This is a genomic window from Pseudomonas sp. FSL R10-2964, assembly GCF_009600035.1.
In the GTDB taxonomy this organism is placed as follows: domain Bacteria; phylum Pseudomonadota; class Gammaproteobacteria; order Pseudomonadales; family Pseudomonadaceae; genus Aquipseudomonas; species Aquipseudomonas bubulae.
Genome location: NZ_WIWH01000005.1, coordinates 23,049 through 45,153, shown reverse-complemented (window position 1 = coordinate 45,153; position 22,105 = coordinate 23,049). Strand labels below are relative to the sequence as shown.

Here is a 22,105-nt window from a genome sequence, read left to right as displayed (position 1 = left end):
ACCTGTGTCTCTGATCGCTTCTGACCACTTCCGCATCGTTGTCGGCCTCGGCAAGAGCGGCATGTCCCTGGTGCGCTTCCTGGCGCAACGGGGCGTGTCGTTTGCCGTGGCAGATACGCGGGAAAACCCGCCGGAGCTTGCCACGCTGCGCCGTGACTACCCGCAAGTGGAAGTGCGTTGTGGCGAGCTGGATGTCGAATTCCTGTGCCGCGCCGACGAGCTTTACGTGAGCCCCGGCCTGGCCCTGGCGACTCCGGCGCTGCAAGCTGCTGCTGCCCGCGGCGTGAAACTGTCGGGCGACATCGACCTGTTCGCGCGTAACGCGAAAGCGCCTATCGTGGCAATCAGTGGTTCCAACGCCAAAAGCACCGTGACCACCCTGGTCGGTGAAATGGCTGCGGCAGCCGGCAAGCGCGTTGCGGTGGGTGGCAACCTTGGCACGCCGGCACTGGACCTGCTCAGCGATGATATCGAGCTGTACGTGATGGAGCTGTCGAGCTTCCAGCTGGAGACCACCAACCAGCTGGGTGCTGAAGTGGCCACAGTGCTCAATGTCAGCGAAGACCATATGGACCGCTACAGCGGCCTGCCTGCGTACCACCTGGCCAAGCACCGGATCTTCCGTGGCGCCCGGCAGGTGGTGGTCAATCGTCAGGATACCCTGACCCGCCCGCTGATGAGCGAAGGTCAGCCGTGCTGGACTTTCGGCCTCAGCGCGCCGGACTTCAAGGCCTTCGGCCTGCGTGAAGAAAATGGCGAAAAATACCTCGCTTTCGAATTCCAGAACCTCATGCCCGTGCGCGAGCTGAAAGTGCGTGGCGCACATAATCAGGCCAATGCCCTGGCTGCCCTGGCGCTGGGTCACGCGGTTGGTCTGCCGTTCGACGCCATGCTCGCCAGCCTGCGCAATTTCACCGGTCTTGAGCATCGCTGTCAGTGGGTGCGCGAGCTGGATGGCGTGAGCTACTACAACGACTCCAAGGCCACCAACGTCGGCGCGGCACTGGCTGCTATCGAAGGGCTGGGGATGGACATGGATGGCAAGCTGATCCTTATCGCCGGCGGCGACGGCAAGGGCGCGGATTTCAGCGGCTTGCGTGATTCGGTTGCCAAGCACTGCCGCGCGGCAGTGTTGATAGGTCGTGATGCGGGGCTGATAGCCGACGCCCTTGGCGATGCCGTGCCGCAAGTGCGTGCCGGTTCGCTGGACGAAGCCATCGCACTGAGCCGCTCACTGGCGCAATCGGGTGATGCAGTCTTGCTGTCGCCAGCCTGCGCCAGTTTCGACATGTTCAAAAACTACGAAGAGCGCGGCCAGTTGTTCGCTCGCGCCGTGGAGGTGCTGGCATGATGTTCGGCATCCTCAAGCCTTATCCTTCACCGCTGATTACGGGCCGTGGCATCGACCTCGACTTCCCGTTGCTCGCCGGTTGCCTGGCCTTGCTCGGTCTGGGGCTGGTGATGATCACTTCGGCTTCGTCCGAAGTGGCGGCGTTGCAGTCGGGCAACACCCTGTACCACATGATCCGCCACCTGTTTTACATCGTGCTCGGCCTGGGCGCATGCATCATGACCATGATGGTGCCGATCGCGACCTGGCAACGCATGGGCTTCATGTTGCTGATCGGTGCATTCGGTTTGCTGGTGGCCGTACTGATCCCGGGCATTGGCCGTGAGGTAAACGGCTCGATGCGCTGGATCGGTTTCAGCTTCTTCAACGTGCAGCCTTCGGAGATCGCCAAGGTCTTTGTGGTGATCTACCTGGCGGGCTACCTGGTGCGTCAGCAGAAGGAAGTGCGGGATAGCTGGATGGGCTTTTTCAAGCCATTTATCGTGCTGCTGCCAATGGCCGGCCTGCTGCTGATGGAGCCCGACTTCGGAGCCACGGTTGTGATGATGGGCGCCGCTGCTGCCATGCTGTTTCTCGGTGGTGTCGGCCTGTTCCGTTTCGCTCTGATGGTGGCGCTGGCTGTCGGCGCGGTGTTCGTGCTGGTACAGGCACAGCCTTACCGTATGGCGCGTTTGATTACCTTTACCGACCCGTGGTCCGACCAGTTCGGCTCCGGCTACCAGTTGACCCAGGCCCTGATCGCCTTCGGTCGCGGCGAGTGGTTTGGCGTGGGCCTGGGCAACAGTGTGCAGAAGCAGTTCTACCTGCCTGAAGCACATACCGACTTCGTGTTTTCGGTACTGGCAGAAGAGCTGGGTGTTGTCGGCTCGCTGCTGACCGTGGCCCTGTTCGTATTCGTGTGTGTGCGCGGCATGTACATCGGCATGTGGGCCGAGCGCGCCAAACAGTATTTCTCGGCTTATATGGCCTATGGCCTGTCGTTCCTGTGGATCGGCCAGTTCCTGATCAATATCGGGGTAAACGTCGGCTTGTTGCCAACCAAGGGCCTGACCCTGCCGTTCCTCAGTTATGGCGGCAGCTCGCTGGTGATTTGCTGCGTGTGCATGGGGCTGTTGCTGCGCATCGAGTGGGAGAGTCGAACCCACCTGGGCAGTGAAGAGACCGATTTCAAAGAAAGCGACTTTGCAGAGGAGCCGACCCATGGGCGCTAACGTGCTGATCATGGCGGGCGGCACCGGTGGCCACGTGTTCCCGGCGCTGGCTTGCGCCCGCGAATTCGAAGCCCGCGGCTACACCGTGCACTGGCTCGGTACGCCCCGTGGCATCGAGAATGAACTGGTCGAGCCTGCCGGTTTCAAACTGCACCTGATTAACGTGGCGGGCCTGCGTGGCAAGAGCAAGCTGTCGTTGCTCAAGGCCCCTTTTGTACTGCTCAAGGCGCTGTTTCAGGCGCGCAGGATCATTCGTCAACTCAAGCCGGTGTGTGTGCTGGGTTTTGGCGGTTACGTGACCGGGCCTGGCGGCCTGGCGGCGAAAACCTGCGGTGTACCGGTGATCATTCACGAGCAGAACGCGGTAGCCGGTACGGCCAACCGCCTGCTGGTGCCGATGACCAGCCGGGTGTGCGAAGCCTTTCCCGGCACCTTTGCAGCCTCGCAGACGCTGCGTAGCACCGGTAATCCGGTACGCCCCGAGCTGTTTACCCTGGCGCCTCGGGCTGCGCTCGAAGGGCGCAAGGCGCGCTTGCTGGTACTGGGCGGCAGCCTCGGCGCCGAGCCGTTGAACAAGTTGTTGCCTGAAGCGCTGGCCAAGGTCCCGGCTGACGTTCGCCCTGAAGTGTTTCACCAGGCCGGCAAGCAGCATGACCGGATTACCGCCGAGCGCTATGTCGCGGTCGGCGTCGAGGCTGACGTACAGCCTTTTATCAAGGATATGGCCCATGCCTATGGCTGGGCCGACCTGGTGGTTTGTCGCGCAGGCGCGCTGACCGTCAGTGAACTGGCTGCGGCCGGTCTGCCTTCGCTGCTGGTGCCATTGCCCCACGCGATCGATGACCATCAGAGCCGTAACGCCGACTTTTTGGCACGCGAGGGCGCAGCCTTCCTGATGCCGCAAGCGACAACTGGCGCAGCCGAACTGGCTGCACGCCTGACAGAGGTTTTGATGCAACCGGAACGACTCAACAGCATGGCGGCCAATGCCCGCCGCCTGGCCAAACCCGATGCGACCCGCAACGTTGTAGATATCTGCCTGGAGGTGGCCAATGGTTGAGAATCAAAAAGCTATGCCACAACCGGAAATGCGCCGTATCCGTCGCATCCACTTCGTCGGTATCGGCGGTGTGGGAATGTGCGGTATCGCCGAAGTGTTGCTGAACCTGGGCTATGAAGTGTCGGGCTCGGACCTGAACGCTTCGCCTGTGACCGAGCGGCTCGAGTCCTTCGGCGCACACATTTATATCGGCCACCGCGCCGAGAACGCTGCCAACGCCGATGTGCTGGTGGTATCGAGTGCCGTGAATACCTCCAACCCCGAGGTTGCGAGCGCACTTGAGCGCCGCATTCCGGTGGTGCCTCGTGCCGAGATGCTGGCCGAGCTGATGCGCTATCGCCACGGTATCGCTGTTGCCGGTACCCACGGCAAAACCACTACCACCAGCTTGCTGGCCTCGGTGTTCGCGGCCGGTGGCCTGGACCCGACGTTCGTGATCGGTGGCCGCCTGAATGCAGCCGGTACCAATGCACAACTGGGTACCAGCCGTTACCTGATTGCCGAAGCTGATGAAAGCGATGCCAGCTTCCTGCATCTGCAGCCGTTGGTGGCGGTGGTCACCAATATTGACGCCGACCATATGGCGACCTACGAAGGCGACTTCAACAAGCTGAAGAAGACCTTCGTCGAGTTCCTGCACAACCTGCCGTTCTACGGCTTGGCCGTGCTGTGCCTGGACGATCCGGTGGTGCGTGAAATCCTGCCGCTGGTCAAGCGTCCGACCGTGACCTACGGCTTCAGCGAAAACGCTGATGTACGCGCGATCAATGTGCGCCAGCAGGGCATGCAAACCTTCTTCACCGTGTTGCGCCCTGACCGCGAGCCGCTGGATGTGTCGGTGAACATGCCGGGCAACCACAACGTGCTCAATGCCCTTGCCACCATCTGCATAGCCTCTGATGAAGGCATCAGCGATGAAGCCATCGTTCAGGGCCTGTCGGGCTTTGAAGGGGTGGGGCGACGCTTCCAGGTTTATGGCGAGCTGCCAGTTGATGGCGGCAGCGTGATGCTGGTCGATGACTACGGTCACCACCCGACCGAAGTCGCCGCGGTGATCAAGGCCGTACGTGGTGGCTGGCCGGAACGTCGCCTGGTGATGGTGTACCAGCCGCACCGTTTCAGCCGCACCCGTGACCTGTACGACGATTTCGTCCAGGTACTGGCCGATGCCAACGTATTGCTGTTGATGGAAGTCTACCCGGCTGGCGAAGAGCCGATTCCCGGGGCTGACAGCCGCCAGCTGTGCCACAGCATCCGTCAGCGCGGCCAGCTGGACCCGATCTACATCGAGCGCGGCGTCGAGCTGGCGCCGATCGTCAAGCCGCTGCTGCGCGCTGGCGACATTCTGTTGTGCCAAGGGGCGGGCGATATCGGCCGTCTGGCACCGCAACTTATCAAGAGCCCGCTGTTCGCCGGCGCTGTTGCCGCTACCAGTGAAGGAAAGTTGAAATGACTGCTGCCTATGCCAATCTGTTCTCGACCATTGCCCCAGCCGATTTCGGCCGTGTGGCCGTGTTGTTCGGCGGCAAAAGCGCTGAGCGTGAAGTCTCGTTGAAGTCGGGCAATGCCGTGCTGGGCGCGCTGCAAAGCGCCGGTGTGGATGCCTTCGGTATTGATGTGGGCGATGACTTCATCACCCGTATCACCAGCGAAAAAATCGACCGCGCGTTCATCATCCTTCATGGTCGTGGCGGTGAAGACGGCAGCATGCAAGGCCTACTGGAGTGCCTGGGCATTCCTTACACCGGCAGCGGCATCCTCGCGTCGGCCCTGGCCATGGACAAGCTGCGCACCAAACAGGTGTGGCACAGCCTGGGTATTCCAACGCCACGTCACGCAGTATTGAGCAGCGAAGCCGATTGTATTTCTGCGGCCAAGGAACTGAGCTTCCCTTTGATCGTCAAACCGGCTCATGAAGGTTCAAGTATCGGTATGGCCAAAGTGAGTAACGTGGACGAGTTGATCGTCGCGTGGGCCGATGCCAGCAAGTACGACTCGCAAGTGTTGGTTGAGCAGTGGATCACAGGTCCCGAGTTCACCATCGCCACCCTGCGTGACCAGGTGTTGCCACCGATTGCCCTGGGTACGCCCCACAGCTTTTACGACTACGACGCCAAGTACGTGGCCAACGATACCCAGTATCGGATCCCGTGCGGCCTCGACAGTGCCAAGGAACAGGAGCTCATGGACCTCACGGCGAAAGCCTGCGAGGCGATCGGCATTGCCGGTTGGGGCCGTCTGGACGTGATGCAGGACACTGCAGGCCAGTTCTGGCTGCTGGAAGTCAACACCGCGCCGGGCATGACCGATCACAGCCTGGTGCCGATGGCGGCCAAGGCGGCGGGTCTGGATTTCCAACAGCTGGTGCTGTCGATTCTGGCGGCAAGTTTAGAGGCGCGGGGTTAAGTCCATGCAAGGTGCATCGCTTCGTCATCAACCACCCGCTCCCGGCCGCAAGCCGGTGCCGCGTGGCGCCAGCCGGATGGTGGCGAAAGAGCCGATGTCGGTGCGTTTGCCAAAAGCCAATTTCGGCTTTTTGAAAGCGTTGTTCTGGCCGGTGCTGCTGGTGGCGTTGGGTTATGGCACCTATGAAGGTGCGCAGCGCCTGATGCCCTATGCCGACCGCCCGATCACCAATATCAACGTGCAGGGCGATTTGACCTATATCAGCCAGCAAGCCGTGCAGCAGCGCATTGCCCCTTATGTGGCAGCGAGCTTCTTCACCGTAGACCTGGAAGGCATGCGCACCGAGCTCGAGCAGATGCCCTGGATCGCCCACGCCGAAGTCCGTCGCGTGTGGCCCGATCAGGTGGTGATTCGCCTTGAAGAGCAACTGCCGGTTGCGCGTTGGGGGGATGAGGCACTGTTGAACAACCAGGGCCAGGCGTTCACCCCGCGTGAGCTGGCCAATTACGAACATTTGCCGCAGCTGTTTGGTCCACAACGGGCTCAGCAGCAGGTGATGCAGCAGTATCAGGTGTTGAGCCAGATGCTGCGTCCGATGGGCTTTTCCATAGCCCGGCTGGAGTTGCGTGAGCGCGGTAGCTGGTTCCTGACCACTGGAGCCGGTAGTGCAGGGCCCGGGATCGAGCTGTTGTTGGGGCGCGATCATCTGGTAGAAAAAATGCGTCGCTTCATAGCCATCTATGAAAAAACGCTGAAAGAACAGATTACAAACATAGCGCGCATCGATTTGCGTTATGCCAACGGATTGGCCGTCGGCTGGCGGGAACCTGTGGCACCCACGATAGCCCAACCCGCTGTCGCGAAGAATTAAGAAGAGGCAGGACCCATGGCAAATGTGCAAAGCGGCAAAATGATCGTCGGCCTCGATATCGGCACCTCCAAGGTGGTTGCGCTGGTAGGCGAGGTCGGTGAAGACGGCACGATCGAAATCGTCGGTATTGGCACGCACCCGTCCCGTGGCCTGAAGAAAGGCGTGGTGGTGAACATCGAGTCCACCGTGCAATCGATCCAGCGCGCCATCGAAGAAGCGCAGCTGATGGCCGGTTGCCGGATTCACTCGGCATTTGTCGGCGTGGCCGGCAATCACATCCGCAGCCTGAATTCCCACGGCATCGTGGCGATTCGTGATCGTGAAGTCAGCACCGCCGACCTTGAGCGCGTCCTCGACGCCGCCCAGGCTGTCGCGATCCCGGCTGACCAGCGTGTGCTGCACACCCTGGCGCAGGACTATGTGATCGATAACCAGGAAGGCGTACGTGAGCCACTGGGCATGTCGGGCGTACGTCTTGAAGCCAAGGTTCACGTCGTGACCTGCGCCGTGAATGCCGCGCAAAACATCGAGAAGTGTGTACGCCGCTGTGGCCTTGAGGTGGACGACATCATCCTTGAGCAGTTGGCATCGGCTTACTCGGTACTGACCGATGATGAAAAGGAACTGGGCGTTTGCCTGGTTGATATCGGCGGCGGCACCACCGACATCGCGATCTTCACCGAAGGCGCGATTCGCCATACGGCAGTGATACCGATTGCCGGTGACCAGGTGACCAACGACATCGCCATGGCGTTGCGTACACCAACGCAATATGCCGAAGAAATCAAGATTCGTTACGCCTGTGCACTGGCCAAACTGGCCGGTGCCGGCGAAACCATCAAGGTGCCAAGCGTGGGCGATCGCCCACCCCGTGAACTGTCCCGTCAGGCCCTGGCCGAAGTGGTCGAGCCGCGTTACGACGAGCTGTTCACCCTGATTCAGGCCGAGCTGCGTCGCAGCGGTTACGAAGACCTGATTCCGGCGGGCATCGTGTTGACCGGTGGTACTTCAAAGATGGAAGGCGCGGTCGAACTGGCCGAAGAGATCTTCCACATGCCGGTCCGTCTGGGTGTGCCGCACAGTTTCAAGGGCCTCACCGACGTTGTGCGCAATCCGATTTATTCCACCGCTGTGGGCTTGTTGTTGTACGGGCTGCAAAAGCAGTCAGACGGTATTTCGATATCGGGTATCAGCAACCGCGACAACTACAGCAGTGACGAACAAAAAGCCCCTGTGCTTGAGCGCCTCAAGCGCTGGGTACAGGGCAACTTTTAAAGCTTGAGCTGTAAACAGATTCAAAGCGGTAGAAGTAGGCGAAAAAAACTAGAGAAATGAAAGGAGAGGGACCATGTTCGAACTCGTAGACAACATCCCGCAAAGCCCGGTAATCAAAGTTATCGGTGTTGGTGGTGGCGGTGGCAATGCTGTTAACCACATGGTTAAGAGCAACATCGAAGGCGTGGAATTCATCTGCGCCAACACAGACGCACAAGCGCTCAAAAGCATTGGTGCGCGTACCATCCTGCAACTGGGCACTGGCGTGACCAAGGGGCTGGGTGCCGGCGCGAACCCTGAGGTCGGTCGTCAGGCTGCCCTGGAAGACCGCGAGCGTATCGCTGAAGTGTTGCAGGGCACCAACATGGTGTTCATCACCACGGGCATGGGCGGTGGTACCGGTACCGGTGCTGCGCCGATCATTGCCGAAGTGGCCAAGGAAATGGGCATCCTCACCGTTGCGGTGGTGACCCGTCCGTTCCCGTTCGAAGGTCGCAAGCGCATGCAGATCGCCGACGAAGGTATTCGTCTGCTGTCCGAAAGCGTCGATTCGTTGATTACGATTCCGAACGAAAAACTGCTCACCATCCTGGGTAAAGACGCAAGCCTGCTGTCTGCGTTCGCCAAGGCCGATGACGTACTGGCCGGTGCCGTTCGCGGTATCTCCGACATCATCAAGCGTCCGGGCATGATCAACGTCGACTTTGCCGACGTACGCACCGTGATGAGCGAAATGGGCATGGCGATGATGGGCACTGGCTGCGCCAGCGGTCCGAACCGTGCACGTGAGGCCACCGAAGCGGCCATTCGCAACCCGTTGCTCGAAGACGTGAACCTGGAAGGCGCTCGCGGCATCCTGGTAAACATCACCGCCGGCCCTGACCTGTCCCTGGGTGAGTACTCCGACGTGGGCAGCATCATCGAAGCCTTCGCTTCGGAACACGCAATGGTCAAGGTCGGTACTGTTATCGATCCGGACATGCGTGACGAGCTGCATGTCACCGTGGTTGCTACCGGTCTGGGTGCAAAAATCGAGAAGCCGGTCAAGGTTGTCGACAACACCCTGCAGGCTTCGTACGCAGCTTCGGCAGCACACAGCGCCCCTGTTCGTCAGGAAACCCGTACCGAGCGTCAGGAACAACCGGTGGTCAACTACCGTGATCTGGATCGCCCGACCGTGATGCGCAACCAGGCCCAGCAAGGCGCGACGACTGCTGCCAAGCTCAATCCGCAAGATGATCTGGATTACCTGGACATCCCGGCTTTCCTGCGTCGCCAGGCTGATTAATGAAATCAATCAGGGGTATTAAGGTGATTGGTGTTCAGCAAAGGCTCGGTCTGCTATTATCGCCAGCCTTTGTTGATACCAGTTCGCAATTTGCGCTGAAGCGGCCAATGCCATGATTAAACAACGCACCCTGAAAAATATTATCCGTGCCACAGGTGTCGGCCTGCACTCCGGTGAGAAGGTCTACCTGACCCTCAAGCCTGCGCCTGTGGACACCGGCATCGTGTTTTGTCGTGCAGACCTTGACCCTGTTGTGCAGATCCCTGCGCGCGCGGAAAACGTCGGCGAGACGACGATGTCGACCACGCTGGTCAACGGCGATGTAAAAGTAGACACGGTAGAGCACCTGCTCTCGGCCATGGCTGGCCTGGGGATCGATAACGCCTACGTCGAACTCTCCGCGTCTGAAGTCCCGATTATGGACGGTAGCGCCGGACCTTTCGTGTTCTTGATTCAATCTGCCGGCCTGGAAGAACAGGACGCGCCGAAGAAGTTCATCCGCATCCTGCGTGAAGTGACAGTGGAAGATGGCGACAAGCGCGCCACTTTCGTCCCTTTCGAAGGCTTCAAGGTGAGCTTCGAGATCGATTTCGATCACCCGGTTTTCCGTAACCGCACCCAAAGTGCAACCGTGGATTTTTCCAGCACTTCGTTTGTAAAAGAAGTCAGCCGCGCGCGTACCTTTGGTTTCATGAGTGATATCGAGTACCTGCGCAAGCACAACCTCGCACTCGGCGGTAGCGTGGAAAACGCCATCGTGGTCGACGCGGATGGTGTACTGAACGAAGACGGCCTTCGCTATGAAGACGAATTCGTGAAGCACAAGATCCTCGATGCAATTGGCGACCTTTACCTGTTGGGCAATAGCCTGATCGGTGAATTCAAGGGCTTCAAGTCTGGCCATGCACTGAACAACCAGCTGATTCGCAAGCTGCTTGAACAGACCGATGCGTGGGAAGTCGTGACCTTTGAAGATGCCAGCACTGCACCGATTTCGTATATGCGTCCGGTTGCGGCAGTTTAAGTAAAACTTCTTTCTCTAGTTTTTGAAGGCCACCCTCGGGTGGCCTTTTTTTATGTTTCGTTTTTAGGTTTCAGCGCATTCAGGCCGGTTTCATTGATATCCATCACCCGATTGCGCCCGCGTTTTTTGGCCTGATAAAGCGCTTTGTCGGCAGTGCTGAGCAGTTCTTCCCGGTCGTCGCCGGGTTTGGCGTAGCGGGTGCAGGCGCCCAGGCTCACAGTGAGTTTTTTGGTGGTGGGGTCGACCGGCTCCATTTGCTCAACCGCGGCGCGAATTTTTTCTGCCAGCAGGCGCGTGCCTGCCGCGTCGGTTTCGGTCAGCACCACCGCGAACTCTTCACCGCCGTAGCGGGCCACCAGGTCGGCGGGGCGTCGCACATTGGCCTTGGACCCGGGCGACCTGGCGCAGGGCCTCATCCCCTGCCTGATGACCATAAGCATCGTTGAAGGGCTTGAAGTGGTCGATATCAATCATGATCAGTGACAGCGGCGCGCCTGTACGTTGTGCGCGGCGCCATTCCAGATCCAGGGTCTTGTCCAGCATGCGCCGGTTGGCCAGTCCGGTCAGCGGGTCGGTGGCGGCCAGGGCCGCGAGTTCGCCTTCGGCGCGCTGGCGCAGGCGCAATTCGCGTACCAGCAGCCAGGTCAGCCACAGCAGGCCCAGGCACAGCAGCAGGGTTGCGCTGCCGATCAACAGGGCCGTGTGTCGCCAGTTGCTGAATATATGCTCGGTGGACAAAGCCACCACCACCAGCAAGGGTAACTCGCTGATCTGGGCGAAGTTGTAGAGGCGCTGCAGGTGATAGATACCGGACACGGCGGTAAAGCTGCCGTGGCGCTCGGTCAGAAAACGCAGGAAGATCGGCGTGTGCCCCAGGTCCTGGCCGGTATAGAACATGGTGGTGGCCGGGTACTGGATCAGCATGATGCCTTCGCTGCTGACCAGGCTGATATTACCCTTCGGGCCCAGGTCCAGGCCGCGAAACAGGTTCTGGAAGTAGCTCATCTTCATCAGGGCCACGGCGACGCCGCCAAACCTGCCGTCCGGGGTAGTGATCCTGCGGCTGAGTACCAGGCTCCAGTCATTGGGGGCATCGCTGGCAGGCAAGGGGCGGCTGATAAAGATGCCTTCAGTTTGCCCCTTGAGATGAACCTTGAACCAGGACTGTTGGCGAGCGTTGTTGAGCAGGGGCTCGACCGGGCGTGAGCCGGCAATCACCTTGCCGTCGGCATCCAGCACAAAAAAACCGGCATTGGACGGCGCCTCGGCCGCTCTGTCGAAAAGCAGGGGTTGTTGTGTCTGCGGCGAAAGCGAGGCCAGCGCCTGGCTTTGCACCAGGCTGACCAGGCTGTTGAGCGCCGAGTCATAGGTGGAAATGGTATTGCGGATATCACGGCTGATCAGCTGCACGATATTCAAGGCAGAGCGAGCCGCATCATCTTCGGTATTGCGGTATTCCCTGACCAGCAGGTAGCCGACGATGTTCACAATCGCAACCACCGACAAGGCGCTGGCCCAGACCAGCATGCGGCGGGTGATAACCGGTGTGCGCAGATGATATTTAATGGCTTGACCCTCTGAAGAAAAAACCATGTACAGCGGGCCTTTCATTCAAGGCTGGCACTCACTCAGGACAACTCTGCTGCACTGATTACGCAATTGCGCCCGGCCTTCTTGGCCTGATACAGGGCCTGATCGGCGCTGTTGATCAAGCCTGCTAGCTGGTCGCCAGGTTTAACCTGGCGGGTACTGACCCCCATGCTGGTGGTGAGCCGGCGATGGGAGGGCGTCAACGGTTCCAGTTGTTCGACGGCCTGGCGGATGCTCTGTGCCAGGTTGTACGCGCCACTGGCATCGGTATCGCTCAGCACCACTGCAAACTCTTCGCCACCATAACGGGCCGCCAGATCGGTGGAGCGGTGCATGCACTGCTGGATAGTCCGTGCCACACGTTTTAAGGCCTCGTCACCGTCCTGATGGCCATAGGTGTCGTTGAAATTCTTGAAATGGTCAATGTCAAACATGATCAGCGACAGCGGCTTGCCTGAGCGCTGCGCCCGCCGCCATTCCTGTTCCAGGGTCTGGTCCAGCTTGCGGCGGTTGGCCAGCCCGGTCAGCGGGTCGGTGGTTGCCAGCGCTTCGAGCTGGCGCTCGACGCGTTGACGCAAATGCAATTCACGGCCCAGCAACCAGGTGAGGACAAGCAGGGCGCTACATAACATGAGCGTACCGATACCGACCAAAATGGCGTTACGCCTCCAGGCGCTGAACACATCCTCAGTGGCCAGTGAGACCACCACAATCAACGGCAGGTCACCGACCTCGGAAAAATTGTACAGCCGCTCATCGCCATCAATGCTGGAGAGGGCGATAAAACTGCCTCTGTGTTCTTGCAGAAAGCGGACAAACACGGGGTTGTTGCTCAGGTTGGTGTGCGCGTCGGCGGATGCCGGTTCGGGATGCTGGGTCAGTGGCGTGCCATCAGTACTGATCAGTCGGATAAATCCATGGGGTTCCAGGTCGAGCCTCTGGAACAGGGTCTTGAAATAGTCCAGCTTCATCTGCGCCACCGCGACGCCGAGAAACCTGCCGTCAGGCCCGGAAATCCGCCGGCTGAAGCTGATGCAGCAAATGCCATCGTTTTCAGCTGAGTCAAAAGGGTGGGAGATAAACAGGTTGGGGCTGTTGGAGTCACGGTGCTCCACAAAACTTGGCCAGTGGCTGAAGTTTTCTTTGGGGCTGACTTCAGTGCGTGAGTCGGCGACCAGGTCGCCTTGGGCATTGAGCAGGTAAAAGCCGCCATTGGCCGGGGTCTGTTCGGCTTTATCGAACAACAGCATATGTTTCAGCGGCAGGGAGACACTGTTCAGGTCGCTGCGTTTTGATACGTCGATCAGTGCGTTGAGCGCTGAGTCGTAGAGATTTACCGTGTTTTGAACGTCACGCCCGACCAACTGCACGATATTGAGGGAAGTGCGGATGGCGGCCAGTTCTGCGGTGCGGTGTTCGCGTACCAGCAGGAAGCTGACGATGCTCAGAATGGCAATGATTGAAACGCTTGTGGCGCCGATCAGCAGGCGTAGGGTCAGCACGTTACTGCGCAAGATATGCTTGATGGCCATGCTCATTGTCGCCCTGGGTTCGGCCCCATAAAATGAACGCAATCATATGAAAAGGCCAGCTTTACGCTGGCCCTTTGTTCATGGATTAAAACACATCAATAGGATAGTCGATGATCACCCGATACTCATCCACATCGCTGTCCACGCTCTGGTAGGCCGTGTTGCCGCGGTTGGTGGCCCAGCGCAGGGTCACTGCCAGATCCTTGGCCTTGCCTTCCTGGATCACGTACTTGAGGCCCAGGTCGCGTTCCCAGTGATGGGCGTTCTTGCCTTCCGGGTTGTACCAGTTGCTGTAGCCGATGCTGTCGGGGTCGGCCTTGGTCAGGTCCAGCTCACCCCGTGAATACGACGCACTGGCGGTCAGGCCGGCGATTCCGAGGCCGGCAAAGTCATACTCATATTGCAGCTTCCAGGAACGCTCGTTCGGGCCGTTGAAGTCCGAATATTGCTGCGAGTTGTCCAGGTAAACGCTGTCGCCCTGATAGATATAGTCGAAAGGCGTGTTGCCATTGACCCGCTGGTACACCGCGGTCACCTTGTGGCCGTCAATGCCGAGGGCCAGGTGCAGGCTGAAGGTGTTGTTGTCGATATCGCCCAGCAGGGCCTTGCCGGTGTCCTGGGTGTGATAGTAGTGCAGGCCGGGGTTGAGGGTGATGCCCTCGCTCATCTCCCAGGTGTAGTCAAAGTCGTAGTAGTACTGGTTCCAGATATCCTGCAACTGGGCGGCGTAGAGGTTGCTGGTGATTTCTGGCACGCCGCTCCAGGACGCGCCGGCCCAGGTGATGTGCTTGCTGCTTTGATCGCCCAGGTCACCGTAGGTGGTGGTCAGGCGGCGCATGCCACTCTGGTTGTAAGGTTTTTCAAAACTGACCTGGCCGCCTTCGAACATCCAGCCTTCGAAGCTGGTGTTGGTCAGGCTGACACCGCGAAAGGTCTGCGGCAACATGCGGGTTTCACCGCCGGCTATTACCGGATTGGTGAGGAACATATCACCGGCTTTGAGCTCGGTATCGAAGGCGCGGATTTTCAGTGCGGCACCGGCAGACGAAAAGGCGGTAGGCGCTTTGCCGTTGCCATCACTGACTGGCAGGATGCTGCTGCCATCGGTGCCACCACCGCCATCGAGCTTGAGCCCGAGCAAGGCGTAGGCATCCAGGCCGAAACCTACCGTACCCTGGGTGAAGCCCGACTCGAACTTGCCGACAAAACCCTGGCCCCATTCCTTGCTGTCATCAGCATGGGGGCTGCGGATATCGTGGTTCATATAGTAATTGCGGGCGTGGATCTTAAGGCTGGAACCTTCGATAAAACCGTCTTTGGTTGAGTCTTCGTCGGCGTGGGCGTAGGTGGGGATCGTTGCAGCCAGGGCAATGAATAACGGACTGAGTTTGTGTGAGTACTTCACCAGTTTGTTGCTCCTTGAAAGTGGCGGCAGTTTTTATTTTCTTTGCAAATTCTGTTCTTGTTCGAAGGGCTCCCAGTGTTGGCAGCGCTTTTTTTAAAACAAAAAAAAGCCGCTATGATAGCGGCTTTTGAAACAGTCAGTCACATGTGTGACAGATGACCGACTGGGTCGGGAAGTCTGCGAGTGAGCAATCAGCTGTCTTTGGCTTGATCGGAAACACTGGCTTTTGCCTGTGTAGGCTGCGGTTTTGCGTCGTTTTGATGGCGTGCTGTCAGCTCTGACTGATGCTGTTCAAACGATGCCGCGCGGGCCGCATTTTGTGCGACGAATGCAGGGGACTCTTCCGCCATGGCCAAAGGCGACAACAACAAAGACGACAAAACGAAAACGCTAGCCATACCCATACTGCTGGACATTTCAAAGACCTTCTTGCTTAGCAAGTGCTGTGTGATGGGTTAAATCTATAGCGCCAGGCAGGGGCGAAAAAGCCTTGTTTTAGACAAGGACTTTTGCGTTTTGAGTAACAAATGCGAGGGCCGTGGACTAGAGCCTCGGCAGCTACAGGAAAACTGCAACTGTGGGAGCGAGCCTGCTCGCTCCCACAATAGGGCTTGACCTGCAACAGAGTATCTACAGTGCTACAGGTCAAGCGGGCAGATCCAACCCGAATGTATTGCGCCCGCCGTCGCTGTGCACAAACACCTCGCCGCCATGCATCTGTGCAATCGCCTTGACGATGGCCAACCCCAGCCCGTGGTTGGCACCGCTGTTGTGGCGGGCCGCGTCCACCCGGTAGAAACGCTCGAACAAGCGCGGCAAGTGTTCTGCGGCAATCGGTAGGCCGGGGTTGCTGATGCTGATTATGGCCCGCCCGGAATTCTGCTCGATCGACACCTCGATCGTTTGCCCGGCTTCGGTGTGCTGCACGGCATTGTTCAGCAAGTTGATCAGCGCCCGGCGCAGGTGGGGTTTTTCGATATTGACCCGGGCATCGCCGCTGACCCGCACCACAACCCGGGCGTCTTCAAGAATAAACTCCAGATACTCCAGGGTGGTCGCCACTTCATCAGCCAGGGAGGCGCTCGACAGCTTGCTGGCCTTGCTGCCCTGATCGGCGCTGGCCAGGAACAGCATGTCGTTGATGATGCTGCGCAGGCGCTCAAGCTCTTCGAGGTTCGACTGCAGCACTTCAAAGTAATGCTCGGCCGAACGCCCCCGCGTCAGCGCCACCTGGGTCTGGCCAATCAGATTGGTCAGCGGCGAACGCAGTTCATGGGCCACATCCGCATTGAATGACTCCAGCCGGGTCCAGGCCTGCTCGACGCGGTCCAGGGTCGAATTGAAGGCACTGACCAGTTGGTCCAATTCCGGAGCCAGCGGTGCCAGGTGCAAACGCCCCGACAGGCGCGGTGGAGCCAGCTTTTGCGCTTCTTCAGACAGCTTGATCAGCGGCTTGAGGCCGATGTGCGCCACCCAATAGCCGAGCAATGAGGCCAGCAGTACGCCAATCGTTGCCAGACTTATCAGGGCAAGCAGCAAGTGATGCTGGGTCTGGCGAAAGGTCTGGGTATCGATGGCAATCAAAAAGCGCAGCGCCGGGCGCTGCTCTTTGGCTGGAATTTCGCTGATCAATACTTTGAACGGGTAGGCCTGGCCGGGCAGGCGCAAGTCCCGCACGCCCACGGGTCCTTGGGCAAATTTGCGCACGGCTGCCTCGGGGTTGCCGTACTCATAGGCCGGGTCTGAACTGATCGCCCAAAACCGGATGCGTTTGTCCTCTTCGCTGAGCAGCTTGAGCTTGGTGCTCATCTTGGCCCAGTGCTCGGCGTTGCCGTAGCGGTTGATCGATGACTCAAGCACGCTGTAGCGGGCATCCAGCTCTGCTTCAGGCAGGCGGCCGATACTTTTGTCGACCTGCTGGTACAGCGCTCCACCAATCAGCACAAACACCAGTAATGCCACCAGGGCGAACATTGCGCTCAGGCGCATGGCGATGGAGTTCAGGGCGGCGGGGCGCTTAAACACTGCGCCGCTCCAGCACGTAGCCCATGCCGCGAATGGTGTGCAGCAGCTTGTGTTCGAATGGCCCGTCGAGCTTGGCGCGCAAGCGTTTGATCGCCACTTCGACCACGTTGGCGTCACTGTCGAAATTGATGTCCCAGACCATCTCGGCAATGGCGGTCTTGGACAGGATCTCGCCCTGACGACGGGCCAGCACGCTGAGCAATGAAAACTCCTTGGCGGTCAGGTCCAGGCGGGCTCCGGCGCGGCTGGCCTTGCGGCTGATCAGATCTATCCACAGGTCGTCGACGGTCACTTGCACCGGTTCGTGACCGCCGCTGCGGCGGGTCAGGGCTTGCAGGCGGGCGACCAGCTCCAGGAACGAGAACGGTTTGCCCAGGTAATCGTCAGCGCCTTCGCGCAACCCGCGTATGCGGTCTTCCACCCGTTCGCGGGCGGTGAGCATGATCACCGGGGTTTGCTTGCGCGCGCGCAAGGCCCGCAGTACGCCAAAGCCATCGAGGCCAGGCAGCATCACATCGAGCACGATCACGGCGTAATCGCTCTCCATTGCCAGGTGCAGACCTTCGATGCCGTCGCGGGCCACATCCACTGTGTAACCCTGCTCGGTCAGGCCGCGGTGCAGGTAGTCGGCGGTTTTTTCTTCATCTTCAATAATCAGAACGCGCATGACCCGCCTCAGTGATTCGTCGCCAGCAAGCTGACGGGTTTGGAACGATGGAACAGTCGTTCAAGCCACAAGTATATGACCGGCGTGGTAAACAGCGTCAGCGCCTGGCTCACCAGCAGCCCGCCGACAACGGCAATCCCCAGAGGCTGGCGCAGTTCGGCGCCGGTGCCGTAGCCCAGCATCAGCGGCAGGGCGCCGAGCAGCGCGGCGAGAGTGGTCATGATGATCGGCCGAAACCGCGTGATACACGCCTGGTAGATGGCCTCTTCGGGGCTCAGGCCACGGGTGCGCTGGGCATCGAGGGCAAAGTCGATCATCAGGATGCCGTTTTTTTTGACGATACCGATCAGCAGCACCAATCCGATCAGCGCCATGATCGAGAAATCCTGGCCACATATCCACAGCATCAGCAGCGCGCCAAGCCCGGCCGAGGGCAGGGTGGAGATGATGGTCAGCGGGTGTACAAAGCTCTCGTACAGCACCCCCAGAATGATATACACCGCCACCAGCGCCGCGAGGATCAACCACGGCTGGCTGGCCAGCGAACTTTGAAAGGCCTGGGCGGCGCCCTGAAAGTTGCCACTGATGGTGCCGGGCATGCCGATGTCGTTTTTTGCCTGATTGAGCATCAGCACCGCATCGCCCAGGGCCACGCCGGGGGCGAGGTTGAACGACAGGTTGGCGGCCGGGAACATGCCGTCATGGCTGATGGACAACGGCCCGCTGATGGGCGCATCGACCCTGGCCACGGCCGACAGCGGCACCATTTCCCCGGTCAGCGGCGAGCGCAGGTAGAAGTAATTGAGGCTTTCGGCCTTGCCACGCTGCTGCGCGTCGACTTCCAGAATCACGTTGTACTGGTTGGTCTCGGTCTGGAACTCATTGACCTGGCGCTGACCGAAGGCGTCGTACAGTGCTTCATCGACATCGGTGGCGGTCAGGCCAAAGCGCGCCGCCGCATTACGGTCAATGCTGATATGGGTGATGCTGCCCCCCAGTTGCAGGTCGTTGGACAGATCTCGAAAGGCCGGATTGGCGCGCAGTTTTTCGGTCAGGCGCTGGGTCCAGGTGGTGAGCGTCGGACCATCGTTGCTCTTGAGCACATATTGATACTGACTACGACTGGGGCCCGAGCTGAGGTTGATATCCTGGCCGGCACGCAGGTACAGCACGATGCCAGGCACCTTGGCCAGTTGCGGGCGAATGCGGTCGATAAATTCGCTGGCCGACACGTCGCGCTGGCCGCGGTCCTTGAGGGCAATCCAGAAGCGGCCGTTGGCGATGGTCTGGTTGCTGCCGGTCACGCCCACGGCATGGGAGAACGCCTGCACGGCCGGGTCGTTGCCGATGATCTCGGCCAGCGCCAGATGCTTTTGCGTCATGTCCGGGAATGAAATGTCGGACGCCGCCTCGGTGGTGCCGAGTACAAAGCCGGTGTCCTGCACCGGAAAAAAGCCCTTGGGGATCAACACATAGCCGGCGATAGCCATGGCCAGGGTCACGGCGAAAATCCCCAGCATCAATCGCTGATGCGCAAGGGCCCGCTTCAGGCCTTTTTCATAGAGGCCCAGCAGGCGCTCGCCAAAGCCCGGCCTGGCATCGGGCTTGTGTTCCGGTGTGCGCATAAACAGCGCGGCCAGTGTGGGCGCCAGGGTCAGCGATACCACCACGGAAATCATGATGGTCGAGGTCGCGGTCAGGGCGAACTCCTTGAACAACCGCCCGACCACCCCGCCCATAAACAGCAGCGGGATAAATGCGGCCACCAGTGAGACGCTGATGGATACCACGGTAAAGCCGATCTCGCTGGAGCCCTTGATCGCTGCGTCGCGCATGCTTTCTCCGGCTTCCAGATGGCGGTGGATGTTCTCCACCACCACAATCGCATCGTCCACCACAAAGCCCACCGCCACCACAATGGCCACCAGCGTCAGGTTGTTGAGGCTGAAGCCCAGCACATACATCAGTGCGAAACTGGCGATCAGCGACACGCCGAGTACCGCCGACACAATCAGCGTGGCCGACCACTGGCGCAAAAACAGCGCCATCACCGCAACCACCAGCAGCACGGCGATCAGCAGGGTGATTTCCACTTCATGCAGGGAGGCGCGAATGGTCTTGGTGCGATCGCTCAGCACCGTCACTTCGACCGAAGCCGGAAGCATGGCCTGCAGACCGGGCAGGGCGGCCTGGATGCGGTCTACCGTGTCGACGATATTGGCCCCCGGCTGGCGCGAAATCACCAGGTTGAGCCCCGGCTGGTGGCCCGACCAGGCCTGAACATAGTCGTTCTCGGAACCGTTGATAACCCGTGCCACATCCCGTAGCTGCACGGGGGCGCCATCCTTGTACGAGACGATTAACTGGCCATATTCATCCGCGTCGAACAACTGGTCGTTGGTCGACAGCGTAGAAATGCTCGACGGGCCATACAGCGCGCCCTTGGCCAGGTTGAGGCTGGTTTGCTGGATCGCCAGGCGGATATCGGCCAGGGTCAGGCCGATGGCCGCCAGCTTGTCGGCCGAGGCCTGGACGCGGATCGCCGGGCGTTGCTGACCGGTGATATTGATCAGGCCCACACCATCAATCTGGCTGATTTGCCGGGCCAGCAGGGTTTCGACGTAATCGCTCAGTTCAGTGCCTGGCATCTGCAGCGAACTGATGCTGAGGATCAGTACCGGGCTGTCGGCCGGGTTGACCTTCTTCCAGGTCGGCAGGGTCGGCATGTCCTTGGGCAGTTTGCCGGACGCGGTGTTGATCGCTGCCTGAACCTCTTGCGCGGCGGTGTCGATGCTTTTGTCGAGGGTGAATTGCAGGGTCAGGGTGATCGAGCCCAGGGCGCTGCTGGAGGTCATCTGGGTCATGCCGGGGATGGCGCTGAATTGCACCTCCAGGGGCGTTGCCACCGAAGACGCCATGGTGTCCGGGCTGGCGCCGGGCAATTGCGCAGATACCTGGATGGTCGGGAATTCCGCCTCGGGCAAGGGCGCCACGGGTAACCGGGGAAAGGCAATCAGCCCCACCAGCACCAGGGCGAAGGTCAGCAATACCGTGGCGACCGGGTGATCGACACACCAGGCGGACACCGAGCGGCTGCGGGTCATGGCTGCACCCGGGCAGCCGTTGGCCCGCTCAGGACTTCAACCCGCGAGCCGGACTTGAGCCGCGACTGGCCATCGCTGACCAGTGTGTCGCCGGGGTTGACGCCGGTGATGATGCTCAGTTCGGTGTCCTGAAAAGTCAGCTGCACGGGAACGGTTTCGACCTTGTCGCCGCTGACCCGGTAGACGAAGTAATTATCCAGCCCGCGCTGCACCACTTGCGGTGGCACCACCAGGGCGTTGCGGTCCAGTCCGGTCTGGATTTCGACATTGACCAGCTGGCCGGGCCACAAGCTTTGCGTGGAGTTGTCGAACTGAGCCTTGGCCTTGATTGTGCCGGTGGTTGCCGAGACCTGATTGTCGATCAGGCTAAGGCGGCCCTCGCCCAGTTGCGTGCCGCTGCTGTCGGTATTGCCTACAAAGGCTTTGACCCGGGCCGGTTGTTTGGCCGTGAGCAAGTCGTGGAGCAGGGGCAAGTGCTGCTGGGGCAGGGAAAACTCCACGGCAATGGGGGCGATCTGGGTCACGGAAAACAGCCCCTGGGCATCGCTGACCCTTAGAAAGTTACCCGCATCTACTGCGCGAATGCCCACGCGCCCGCTGACCGGGGACTGGATTTGCGTATAGGACAACTGCACCTGTGCCGCGGCAATCGCCGCCTGATCACCCTGTGCCGAAGCCTTGAGCTGATTGACCAGGGCTTGCTGCTGATCGAGGGTTTGCCGGGACACGCCATTGTCCACGCTCAACAACTGATAGCGCTTGAGGTCGGCCAATGCGACCTGCAGTTGCGCCTGGTTTTGTCCCAGTTGGGCCCTGGCCTGATCCAGGCTGGCCTTTATCGAGCGGTCATCGAGAGTAGCCAGCAGGTCGCCAGCCTTGACCGTCTGGCCTTCCTTGACCCGAATACCCGTGAGGATGCCGTCGATTTGCGGACGTATGATGACGCTGTGCAGCGACAGTACGGCGCCAATCCCGTTGATATAGCGCGGTACATCCTGTTGCAGGACTTGCACGACCCGCACCGGCACTGGCGCGCTACCTGCCGATTTGCCGGGCGCCGGGCGATTGAGCCACCAGACGCTGCTACCCATCAGGGCAATCAGCAGCGTGCCCAGCAAGATTTTTTTGGTTTTATTGGGCATGCCGGATAGACGCCGTGTGCGTGGAATGGGGGCTTATAGAAAGGTTATAGCGTGTGGACCCGGTCATAACGGTGACGGCTAACTGACATTTGTGACAGCTTTAAGGTTTGTAGCAGCTGCCTCGTTCCTTCGGCAGCTGCTACGTCACGGGTTT

Annotated in this window: 16 protein-coding genes and 2 pseudogenes; 9 read left to right on the top strand and 9 right to left on the bottom strand. The window is 59.9% G+C overall.

Annotated features, from left to right (window positions below):
• Positions 1–4 precede the first annotated feature (4 nt).
• From murD to lpxC, 9 genes are all read left to right on the top strand, one after another.
• A complete protein-coding gene (murD, locus tag GHN92_RS03995; RefSeq protein WP_178102595.1) occupies positions 5–1,351 on the top strand; it encodes a UDP-N-acetylmuramoyl-L-alanine--D-glutamate ligase in 1,347 nt (448 codons plus the stop codon).
• Positions 1,348–2,562, top strand: coding sequence for a putative lipid II flippase FtsW (gene ftsW, locus GHN92_RS03990; protein ID WP_095001535.1), 1,215 nt, complete (start codon positions 1,348–1,350; stop codon positions 2,560–2,562). The genes murD and ftsW overlap by 4 nt, the downstream gene beginning before the upstream one ends.
• Positions 2,552–3,622: an undecaprenyldiphospho-muramoylpentapeptide beta-N-acetylglucosaminyltransferase gene (gene murG, locus GHN92_RS03985; protein ID WP_095026394.1), complete on the top strand. Its 1,071-nt coding sequence runs from the start codon at positions 2,552–2,554 to the stop codon at positions 3,620–3,622. The genes ftsW and murG overlap by 11 nt, the downstream gene beginning before the upstream one ends.
• Entirely contained in the window at positions 3,615–5,075 is a 1,461-nt protein-coding gene (gene murC, locus GHN92_RS03980) for a UDP-N-acetylmuramate--L-alanine ligase (protein ID WP_095001533.1), read from the top strand. Before murG ends, murC begins: the two co-directional genes overlap by 8 nt.
• Positions 5,072–6,028: a D-alanine--D-alanine ligase gene (locus GHN92_RS03975; protein WP_088379010.1), complete on the top strand. Its 957-nt coding sequence runs from the start codon at positions 5,072–5,074 to the stop codon at positions 6,026–6,028. The genes murC and GHN92_RS03975 overlap by 4 nt, the downstream gene beginning before the upstream one ends.
• 4 nt (positions 6,029–6,032) lie before the next feature.
• Positions 6,033–6,899, top strand: coding sequence for a cell division protein FtsQ/DivIB (locus tag GHN92_RS03970; RefSeq protein ID WP_095001532.1), 867 nt, complete (start codon positions 6,033–6,035; stop codon positions 6,897–6,899).
• Positions 6,900–6,914: 15 nt separating this feature from the next.
• A complete protein-coding gene (ftsA, locus tag GHN92_RS03965) occupies positions 6,915–8,174 on the top strand; it encodes a cell division protein FtsA (RefSeq protein ID WP_016779533.1) in 1,260 nt (419 codons plus the stop codon).
• 73 nt (positions 8,175–8,247) lie between these two features.
• Positions 8,248–9,462, top strand: a complete 1,215-nt coding sequence (ftsZ, locus tag GHN92_RS03960) for a cell division protein FtsZ (protein WP_095001531.1) — start codon at positions 8,248–8,250, stop codon at positions 9,460–9,462.
• 112 nt (positions 9,463–9,574) lie between these two features.
• Positions 9,575–10,486, top strand: coding sequence for a UDP-3-O-acyl-N-acetylglucosamine deacetylase (lpxC, locus tag GHN92_RS03955; protein ID WP_019823785.1), 912 nt, complete (start codon positions 9,575–9,577; stop codon positions 10,484–10,486).
• A gap of 50 nt (positions 10,487–10,536) precedes the next feature.
• Here the strand turns inward: lpxC and GHN92_RS24410 are convergent.
• The 9 genes and pseudogenes from GHN92_RS24410 to GHN92_RS03915 form a co-directional block, all read right to left on the bottom strand.
• Positions 10,537–11,211: pseudogene (locus tag GHN92_RS24410) on the bottom strand (GGDEF domain-containing protein); the annotation flags it as partial.
• 76 nt (positions 11,212–11,287) lie between these two features.
• Positions 11,288–12,013: pseudogene (locus GHN92_RS24405) on the bottom strand (cache domain-containing protein); the annotation flags it as partial.
• Positions 12,014–12,114: 101 nt separating this feature from the next.
• Positions 12,115–13,608 (bottom strand): GGDEF domain-containing protein, encoded by a 1,494-nt coding sequence (locus GHN92_RS03945; RefSeq protein WP_153379420.1) that lies wholly within the window; start codon positions 13,606–13,608, stop codon positions 12,115–12,117.
• Positions 13,609–13,693: 85 nt separating this feature from the next.
• Positions 13,694–15,013: an OprD family porin gene (locus GHN92_RS03940; protein ID WP_095031980.1), complete on the bottom strand. Its 1,320-nt coding sequence runs from the start codon at positions 15,011–15,013 to the stop codon at positions 13,694–13,696.
• Positions 15,014–15,204: 191 nt separating this feature from the next.
• Entirely contained in the window at positions 15,205–15,429 is a 225-nt protein-coding gene (locus GHN92_RS03935; protein WP_095020348.1) for a hypothetical protein, read from the bottom strand.
• Between the two features lie 229 nt (positions 15,430–15,658).
• Positions 15,659–17,002: a heavy metal sensor histidine kinase gene (locus GHN92_RS03930; protein WP_095018366.1), complete on the bottom strand. Its 1,344-nt coding sequence runs from the start codon at positions 17,000–17,002 to the stop codon at positions 15,659–15,661.
• Between the two features lie 28 nt (positions 17,003–17,030).
• Positions 17,031–17,705 (bottom strand): heavy metal response regulator transcription factor, encoded by a 675-nt coding sequence (locus GHN92_RS03925; protein WP_095001527.1) that lies wholly within the window; start codon positions 17,703–17,705, stop codon positions 17,031–17,033.
• Positions 17,706–17,713: 8 nt separating this feature from the next.
• On the bottom strand, positions 17,714–20,809 hold the full coding sequence (locus tag GHN92_RS03920) for a multidrug efflux RND transporter permease subunit (protein ID WP_153379418.1): 3,096 nt from the start codon (positions 20,807–20,809) through the stop codon (positions 17,714–17,716).
• Positions 20,806–21,951, bottom strand: a complete 1,146-nt coding sequence (locus GHN92_RS03915) for an efflux RND transporter periplasmic adaptor subunit (RefSeq protein WP_095025446.1) — start codon at positions 21,949–21,951, stop codon at positions 20,806–20,808. The genes GHN92_RS03920 and GHN92_RS03915 overlap by 4 nt, the downstream gene beginning before the upstream one ends.
• Between the last annotated feature and the right edge of the window lie 154 nt (positions 21,952–22,105).

Bases quoted from the DNA above. Each gene is read 5' to 3' on its own strand.
- GHN92_RS03920 (WP_153379418.1), bottom strand. From the start codon at position 20,809: ATGACCCGCAGCCGCTCGGTGTCCGCCTGGTGTGTCGATCACCCGGTC.
- GHN92_RS03945 (WP_153379420.1), bottom strand. From the start codon at position 13,608: ATGGCCATCAAGCATATCTTGCGCAGTAACGTGCTGACCCTACGCCTG.
- ftsA (WP_016779533.1), top strand. From the start codon at position 6,915: ATGGCAAATGTGCAAAGCGGCAAAATGATCGTCGGCCTCGATATCGGC.
- GHN92_RS03925 (WP_095001527.1), bottom strand. From the start codon at position 17,705: ATGCGCGTTCTGATTATTGAAGATGAAGAAAAAACCGCCGACTACCTG.
- ftsZ (WP_095001531.1), top strand. From the start codon at position 8,248: ATGTTCGAACTCGTAGACAACATCCCGCAAAGCCCGGTAATCAAAGTT.
- murC (WP_095001533.1), top strand. From the start codon at position 3,615: ATGGTTGAGAATCAAAAAGCTATGCCACAACCGGAAATGCGCCGTATC.
- GHN92_RS03915 (WP_095025446.1), bottom strand. From the start codon at position 21,951: ATGCCCAATAAAACCAAAAAAATCTTGCTGGGCACGCTGCTGATTGCC.
- ftsW (WP_095001535.1), top strand. From the start codon at position 1,348: ATGATGTTCGGCATCCTCAAGCCTTATCCTTCACCGCTGATTACGGGC.
- GHN92_RS03935 (WP_095020348.1), bottom strand. From the start codon at position 15,429: ATGTCCAGCAGTATGGGTATGGCTAGCGTTTTCGTTTTGTCGTCTTTG.
- lpxC (WP_019823785.1), top strand. From the start codon at position 9,575: ATGATTAAACAACGCACCCTGAAAAATATTATCCGTGCCACAGGTGTC.
- GHN92_RS03930 (WP_095018366.1), bottom strand. From the start codon at position 17,002: ATGCGCCTGAGCGCAATGTTCGCCCTGGTGGCATTACTGGTGTTTGTG.
- GHN92_RS03975 (WP_088379010.1), top strand. From the start codon at position 5,072: ATGACTGCTGCCTATGCCAATCTGTTCTCGACCATTGCCCCAGCCGAT.
- GHN92_RS03970 (WP_095001532.1), top strand. From the start codon at position 6,033: ATGCAAGGTGCATCGCTTCGTCATCAACCACCCGCTCCCGGCCGCAAG.
- murG (WP_095026394.1), top strand. From the start codon at position 2,552: ATGGGCGCTAACGTGCTGATCATGGCGGGCGGCACCGGTGGCCACGTG.